Source organism: Nocardioides sp. CPCC 206348 (assembly GCF_048654705.1).
In the GTDB taxonomy this organism is placed as follows: Bacteria; Actinomycetota; Actinomycetes; order Propionibacteriales; family Nocardioidaceae; genus Nocardioides.
In genome coordinates, this window is record NZ_JBMCZA010000062.1 from 1 (window position 1) to 1,596 (window position 1,596).

Below are 1,596 nucleotides of genomic sequence, written 5' to 3' on the forward strand. Positions count from 1 at the left end.
TGTTTCGCACAATCGAAACATCGGACGTGCCGGCAATGGGCCTCTATGTCCAGCGCTTCGCGAGACGGGTTCCGGGAGTAGCCTCGTGCGCAGGTGGATGCGGGGCGAACGCTTCAGCGAAGAGCAGGATCGGGGCTGGAAGTTCTGTCACGCCGCTGGCCGTTTCAGGCCGTCAGTCGTGCCTCGTTTGCGTCGCCCGCATCCACCGCCAGCGTTCCTCGTCGTTGCCCGTTCGCGCCGGTAGCTGCTGGTTGTTGTACGACTTCGTGGGCGCGGATGTCGGCGCGCATGCGGCGGTAGACGACGTCGGAGAGTCGTCGTTTGAGGCAGCGCAGGGCTTCGCGTCGGGTCTTGCCTTGGGCTCGTTTGGCTTCGTAGTAGCGCCGGCCCTCGGTATCGGCGCGGATCTGGGTGATCGCGACCGTGTAGAGCGCCCGGTTGAGTTGTCGGTTCCCTCCGGGGTTGAACCGGTGCCGCACGGTGCGCCCTGATGATGCTGGGATGGGAGCTGTGCCGTTGGCTGCGGCGAAGGTGTCGCGGGTGGGGTAGCGGCGTACGTCGACGACCTCGGCGATGAAGCGGGCGGCGATCAGCGGACCGATGCCGTACTCCTCGGGCAGTGTGGTGCCGGTGTCCTCGACCAGTCCGGCGATGGTCTTGCGCAGCTCACCAGCTTCGGTGTCGATGGCCAGGATCCGCTCGAGGCGGCGGCGCGAGAGGTCGGCGCGGACCGCGCCTGGACCCGTGATCTGGCCCAGGAGGTCGATGGCTTGGTGGATGCGGACCTTGGTGGTCAACGAGCCGATCTGGTGCTGGTAGCCGGGCAGCAGTCCGGCGAGCTCGGCGTGGACGCGGTTGGCCAAGGCTGTTCGTTCGACGATGAGCTCGTCGCGGTAGTCCAGAAGCGCTCGCATGTCCGCGGCCGGTCCGACGGTCAGCCGCACCGGCGGGAGCGCGGGTTCGCGGGCAGTGATCCGTGCGATCGCGAGCGCGTCGACGGGGTCGGTCTTGCCCTGACCGGGCTTGGCGCGTCGCTCGCGGGAGGTCATCAGCGTGGGTACCTCGACCACCGCGAGTGTCTCGTCGGGGTGGTCCAGGGCGAGGTGGACTGCGACGGCGCGACCGTAGGCGCCTGAGCCTTCGATCCCGACGCGTTCGACGCTGTGGGTGGTCAGCAGGTCGGTGAGTTCGGTGAATCCGGAGCTGGTGTTGGGAAGTTCGCGAGAAGCGATAAGCAGTCCTGTTTGGTCGATGACCGCGACCGCGAGGGTGTCTTTGTGGGTGTCGATGCCGGCGTACAAGGAGCGGTGCCTTTCAGGATCGGAGTCCTGGGTCCGCATGGTCGGCGACGCGCAAGCATCTGCAGAACAACTGTGTTGCTGGTGGTTCCCATGCCTCTATCGGGCGTCACCGCCGACCCGGGGGACGCCGCCGGGAGGCAACCATTCTCAGAACCACGACCACCGCCGAAGGGCGGGGGACGGGCAGCAAGAGGTAGAGCCTTCCCGGCGGCGCTGCGGCCCCACAGGGGTTTATGACGGACGAAACTCTGCCGCAGATGCAAGAGGTGTGTAGCACTTCGTTCGTTGCGGAAAT

1 protein-coding gene is annotated in these 1,596 nt (G+C 66.7%); it reads right to left on the bottom strand.

The annotated features are described in order from the left end of the window. Positions 1 to 164 precede the first annotated feature (164 nt). Positions 165 to 1,340, bottom strand: a complete 1,176-nt coding sequence (locus ACOADB_RS02150; protein ID WP_378596265.1) for an IS110 family transposase — start codon at positions 1,338 to 1,340, stop codon at positions 165 to 167. Positions 1,341 to 1,596 lie beyond the last annotated feature (256 nt).

What these genes read in the sequence shown, in the direction of transcription:
- ACOADB_RS02150 (WP_378596265.1), bottom strand. Translation starts at nt 1,340, where the DNA reads ATGCGGACCCAGGACTCCGATCCTGAAAGGCACCGCTCCTTGTACGCC.